The organism is Streptomyces sp. NPDC001880 (assembly GCF_053594575.1).
In genome coordinates, this window is record NZ_JBSFET010000182.1 from 1 (window position 1) to 5,353 (window position 5,353).

General features: G+C 67.6%; 7 protein-coding genes and 1 pseudogene. 7 read left to right on the forward strand and 1 reads right to left on the reverse strand.

Annotated features, from left to right (window positions below; translation table 11 throughout):
- The 6 genes and pseudogenes from ACWCQ6_RS35510 to ACWCQ6_RS35535 all read left to right on the forward strand — a co-directional run.
- Window positions 1-465: class I SAM-dependent methyltransferase (locus ACWCQ6_RS35510; RefSeq protein ID WP_451096411.1), on the forward strand; the 465-nt coding region annotated here is incomplete at its 5' end.
- A 38-nt stretch (window positions 466-503) separates the two neighbouring features.
- Window positions 504-1,577, forward strand: coding sequence for an alkene reductase (locus tag ACWCQ6_RS35515; protein WP_451096400.1), 1,074 nt, complete (start codon window positions 504-506; stop codon window positions 1,575-1,577).
- Between the two features lie 167 nt (window positions 1,578-1,744).
- Window positions 1,745-2,038, forward strand: a complete 294-nt coding sequence (locus tag ACWCQ6_RS35520) for a hypothetical protein (protein ID WP_451096402.1) — start codon at window positions 1,745-1,747, stop codon at window positions 2,036-2,038.
- 186 nt (window positions 2,039-2,224) lie between these two features.
- The gene (locus tag ACWCQ6_RS35525) at window positions 2,225-2,407 is read left to right on the forward strand and encodes a hypothetical protein (RefSeq protein ID WP_451096404.1); all 183 of its coding nucleotides are present in this window, start codon (window positions 2,225-2,227) and stop codon (window positions 2,405-2,407) included.
- A gap of 56 nt (window positions 2,408-2,463) precedes the next feature.
- Window positions 2,464-2,985, forward strand: coding sequence for a hypothetical protein (locus tag ACWCQ6_RS35530; RefSeq protein WP_451096405.1), 522 nt, complete (start codon window positions 2,464-2,466; stop codon window positions 2,983-2,985).
- Window positions 2,986-3,474: 489 nt separating this feature from the next.
- Window positions 3,475-4,092: pseudogene (locus ACWCQ6_RS35535) on the forward strand (transposase); the annotation flags it as partial.
- Between the two features lie 116 nt (window positions 4,093-4,208).
- Here the strand turns inward: ACWCQ6_RS35535 and ACWCQ6_RS35540 are convergent.
- Window positions 4,209-4,706: a winged helix-turn-helix transcriptional regulator gene (locus tag ACWCQ6_RS35540; RefSeq protein ID WP_451096407.1), complete on the reverse strand. Its 498-nt coding sequence runs from the start codon at window positions 4,704-4,706 to the stop codon at window positions 4,209-4,211.
- A gap of 104 nt (window positions 4,707-4,810) precedes the next feature.
- Here ACWCQ6_RS35540 and ACWCQ6_RS35545 point away from each other — a divergent pair.
- Window positions 4,811-5,353, forward strand: a 543-nt coding sequence (locus tag ACWCQ6_RS35545; protein WP_451096409.1) for a dihydrofolate reductase family protein, incomplete at its 3' end; no start/stop codon positions are given.

Consider the following 5,353-nt stretch of genomic DNA (forward strand, 5'->3'; position numbering starts at 1 on the left):
GCCCACGAGCTGGTGCCGGTACACCTCCACGGCGCTCGGGTCGGCGAGCGCCGGCTGCGGCATGAAGAGATTGACGCCGAAGGGTCGGCGGCCCAGCGGGTCCACGCGGTACGCCACGACCTGACGCAGAGCTTCCCCGGAGGCGAATTCGACCTGGTCAGCGCCGTCTACTTCCACACCCCCATCGAGATCCCCCGCGCGCAGGTTCTGCGCCGAGCCGCCGAATCGGTCGCCCCGGGCGGCATGTTCATCGTCATCGAACACGCCTCCATAGCGCCCTGGTCCTGGCAAGTCGGCCAGCACGTGGTCTTCCCCGCCCCCGAAGAGGTCCTGGCCTCGCTCCAGCTCGGCGACGGCTGGCACATCGAGCGCTGCCACGCACCCCAGCGGATCGCCACCGGGCCCCAGGGCCGGCGGGCGACCGTCACCGAGAACGTCATCGCCGTCCGCCGCCCGGCCGCCTGACCATCCGCCCGGACACCCCGTCCCGAGGAGAGACCCATATGCACGACCTGTTCAGCCCCGTGACCATCGGCAAGTGGTCGCTGCCCAACCGGATCGCCATGGCACCCATGACCCGAAGCCGTGCCGACTCCTTCGGTGTCCCCGGGCACGTCGTCGCCACGTACTACCGCCAGCGCGCCACCGCCGGCCTCATCATCACCGAGGGCGTACAGCCCGGCCCAGCCGGCCAGGGCTACACGAACACCCCCGGCCTTCACACAGTCCAGCAGGTCGCAGGCTGGCACGCCGTCGCCGATGCCGTGCACGAGGAAGGCGGCCACATCGTCGCCCAGCTCATGCACGCGGGACGGATCTCGCACCCCGACAACAAGAACGGCCACGAAACCGTGGCCCCCAGCGCGCTGACCGCCCCGGGCGAGATCTTCACCGCCGGCGGCATGCGCCCGTACCCCGCACCCCGGGCCCTGACCACGGCGGAGATCCCCAGCGTTGTCGAGGAGTACGTGAACAGCGCGCGGTCTGCCGTCGCGGCCGGCCTCGACGGCATCGAACTGCACGGCGCCAACGGCTACTTGATCCACCAGTTCCTCACGCCGTCCACCAACCACCGCACCGATGCCTACGGCGGATCCACCGCGGCCCGGGCCCGGTTCGCGACCGAGGTGGTAGAGGCCGTGGCCGACGCGATCGGCAGCGAGCGCGTGGGCCTGCGCATCTCGCCCGGGGCGAACCTGCACGGCGCGATCGAGGACAACCCCGCCGAGACCGCCGAGACCTACGGCATGCTCATCGACAAGATCGCCCCGCTGGACCTCGCCTACCTGCACACCATCGGCGACTCCACCGGCCCGCTGATCACAGACCTCCGCGCCCGCTTCCAAGGCCCGCTCATCGTCAGCGACGGCTGGTACCCGATGACCGACGCGGCCGCAGCCCGCCGGTACGTCGAAAGCGGAGCCGCTGACCTCGTCGCCGTCGGCCGGGCCTTCATCGCCAACCCCGACCTCGTCCGGCGCTGGCAGACCGGCGCCTCCCTCAACGAGCCCGACCCCACCACCTTCTACGGCGGCGACACCCACGGCTACACCGACTACCCCCTGCTCACCGACTGACGGCAACAGCTGCGCAAGGATCAACCAACCTCCTGACCCACTAAGACTGGAGGTCCCGGACGTCAGCGTCGGTCTCGGCCTTGCCGACCGGGACCACCGGCTTATAGCGCCGGCTACGGGACAGCCCTCAGGGACTGTCCGTATCACGAGGTCAATAGGGTCTGACCATGATTAATGTGCAGGTCCGCAGCGAGAGCGGCACGATCGAGGCCCGCGCTGAGCATGGTGTGGTCTGGGGTCCAGAGCTGGCCGGTCTCGACCAGTCGGTGTTTCCGATGCTGGGGCACCTGTTGCCGTACGCGGATACCGTTTTCAACCACCGGCAGGTGTCCACCCTGCTGGAGGAGATACCGCGGCTGCCTCCGGATGTGCTGACCGACGAGTTCGCGCGCGAGCTCGTCGAGCTGGGCCAGACGATTCTCGACGGGCAACACTTGTATCTGTGGTTTCTCGGGGACTGAGACAGCAGGTTGCCTCAGCCCCGGAGTGGCTTTCCCACGCTGGCGGATAGTCCAGCGTGGGGCGAAGCCTCCGTGACTGGGCGGACAAGCGGATCTTGAACGTCTCCAGAACCATCGACGCCGCCTACCGCCAGGTGCGCCGCCCGGCACCTTCTGCGACGCCTGAACGCCGCCGGTGGGACACGGGTGGAGAACCACCCGCTCAACCAGTCGCAGGTACTGCGCCCGCTCCAGCGGGTGGTGGAGTACCGCACGATGAACGTCCGCCGCTGGGACCGCATCGTTGAGGCCTGGGCGGCCGGCGACCACGAGGGCTTGGACGACGCCTGGGAGGACGTCATTGTCGACTTGGGATCGCAGAGTACGTGACCAACGTCGGGTTCGCAGCCTAGGGTGTGTGTCGGAAGTGCTCTAGGCTGGCTGACGTGAGTGCGCGGGGGCGGAGTTACAGATATGTCGGACCGGTCGAGCTGAAGACTGCGGTCCGGCCTGGCGGCGGCGGGTGCCGGATCAGCTCGGCAGCTGACTTCGACAGTTGGATCGCTGAGCAATCGGCGGGGGAGTTGGCCGAACCGTTCACCTTCGTGGTCGGTATGGACGGTGTGCTTCGACTGGCGCCGCGACGAAGCGAGCACGTGGTCTGTGCCGACGGAGACATGGTTCTGAGTGCCGGAGAGATCAGCTTCATGCGCGAGGCAGACCGGTGGGCCGTGAGCGAGGTCAGCAACCAGTCCACCGGGTACTGCCCGGACACCACCTCCTGGTCGGCAGTCGCCCGTGCTCTGGACAACGTAGAGCTCGGGCGGCACTCCGCCTTCACCCACGAGGTGGTGTTCCGGCGGTGCCCCGACTGCCAGGAACACAACATCGTGCGCGAGGACGACTTCGTCTGCGTCTTCTGCAGCAGCGGTCTGCCCGCGGCGTGGAACGTGGATCCCACCGCGTGACGGCCGAAGGTCACAGCCACTCGTTGATGGCAGCAACGAGGACGGTCGCCTCATAGCGGACCGCGAGCTTGTCATATCGCGTGGATACAGCGCGATGCCTCTTGGGGCGGTTGGTTCCGCATTCGACTGCATGGCGCTCGCGGTAGTCGGTCTTGTCGAACTTGGGCGGACGGCCGCTGCGGGAGCCGAGCTTCTGCGTTTGCGGACGTGATCGGTCGTCCTCCCGTTCGAGGAGTGGGGTCAGAACTTTCCGTTCGCCCGGGGCCGAAGAACCCCGTTCAAGACACGCAGGCCAATACCGAGTGCGCCGACTACAGCACCTGCGTCACCGACTGCGTCGCCGAGCTCCGGGCCCAGAAGATGGCGACCACCGTCACGACCACGACGCGTACAGGGCAGCACAAGCAGTCCCAGAAAAGACGCAGACCCCGGACTGCCGGGGCAAGGGAGGCGTCAAAACCTCGGCAGCCTGAGTCCTGTATGCCGGTTCGCGACGAGTGGATACGACTGGGCGTGTTCGCCCGGCTCAAGCAGATCGCGCTGGAGTCCCTACGACCGGATCGTCGGCCTCGTCCTCGATCAGATCGCCGTGGACAGCTTCATCACCAAGACCCCGGAGGCGGCGAGGCGGCCGGTCGCTCACCGGTCGACCGCTGCAAACAGCGCCTCAAACGCTCGGGCATGACGGACGGGTACGGGATTCCCCTGGGCCGTGTCCTGGCCGATGCCAACCGCCACGACTCCCCGCTGCTCGCCCCGACTCTGGACCGTCTGGACGACCGGGGGCCGTTGCCCGACGACATCACCGTGCATCTGGACGCCGGCTACGACGCGGACAAGACCCGCGCTCTGCTCAACGAACGCGGCCTGCACGGACGCATCGCGTACAAGGGGGAGAAGGCGCCCATCCAGGCCAGTCAGCGTTGGCATGTCGAACGCACTCACGCCTGGCAGAACGCTTTCCACCGGCTCGCCCGCTGCTACGAGCGGCGCACCGTCATCGACACATTCTTCGACCTCGCCGACACGATCATCACCGTCCGTAACCTGATCCGGCAGGCATGGACCACCTACCGCTGGGAGGAACGCCCCCGACGCCGACCATGACCTGCCGCCTGTCCGCGAGGCCTCTAAAGACCATCGTCAGGCCGCCCGCGCGGAAAGACGGGTATCGGCGGAGGACCAGTACTTCAAGCGATCTTGATGCCGGCCGGAGGGGTATGTCAGTGCGCCTGCGTGAGTGCCTGCTCGTAGGCTGCCTGAAGGATTTCGGAGGCCCGGGGGTGGTCGGGGTTCGAGCGGGGAATACCCAGGTGCACCTCGCGGAGTTCGTCCATGAGGTCCTCCCAGAGATGCGGGCCGCCGTCCTCCAAGAGGCGAGCGCGGACGCTGAGTTCGGGTGTGGTCGGGCGGTGCCGCATTCCCCAGGAGCCGAGCGCGACCATGATGGGGACTGTCTGGATGCCCGCTTCTGTGAGGCTGTAGGTCGCTCGACGTCCTCGTTCGGCCTGCTCCTGCGTGAGGAGACCGCCGGCGACGAGGGCCTTGAGACGGCTGCTGAGGATGTTCGACGCGATCCCCTCCTCGGAGTGGCTGAGCAGCTCGCGGAAGTGTCGGCGCCCGCCGAACATCACGTCGCGCAGGACGATGAGGCTCCACTGGTCCCCGAGTGCCTCGACCGCCGCGTTGACCGCGCATCCGGACCGCGGTTTGTCTCGCATGCCCACCTCCAGTGATTGCATTCTGCCATCACCGGGTCTAGGCTCACCCACGGCTAGTGATTGCAGTTCGCAATCACATCGCTTCGAGGGCAGGAGTCCGTGCAATGTCCCGCGTGAGGGTCCACAACTTCTCCATCTCTATCGACGGATTCGCCACTGGTGAAGGGCAGAGTCTCGACGCCCCGTTCGGCCACGCCGGCACGCGGCTCCATGAGTGGTTCTTCCCGACCAGGACCTTCCAGCAGATGCTGGGCAAGCCGGACGGGAGCACTGGGGTCGATGACACCATCGCCGGCACCTGGGATGTCGGCATCGGAGCGGAGATCATGGGCCGCAACAAGTTCGGCCCCCAGCGCGGGCCATGGGAGAACGACGACTGGAACGGCTGGTGGGGGCCCAACCCGCCCTTCCGCACCCCGGTGTTCGTCCTGACCCACCACCCCCGCCCCTCGGTGGAGATGGAGGGCGGCACCACATTCCACTTCATCGACGCCACGCCGCAGGAGGCACTCCGTCAGGCGCGCGAGGCCGCAGGCGACCTGGATGTGAGGATCGGTGGCGGGCCGACCACGATCCGCGAGCCCGCCGGGACGCCGGACGCACATCCCCCCAATTTCGCCTCAGAACTACCCCTTGAGGTAGCTGCT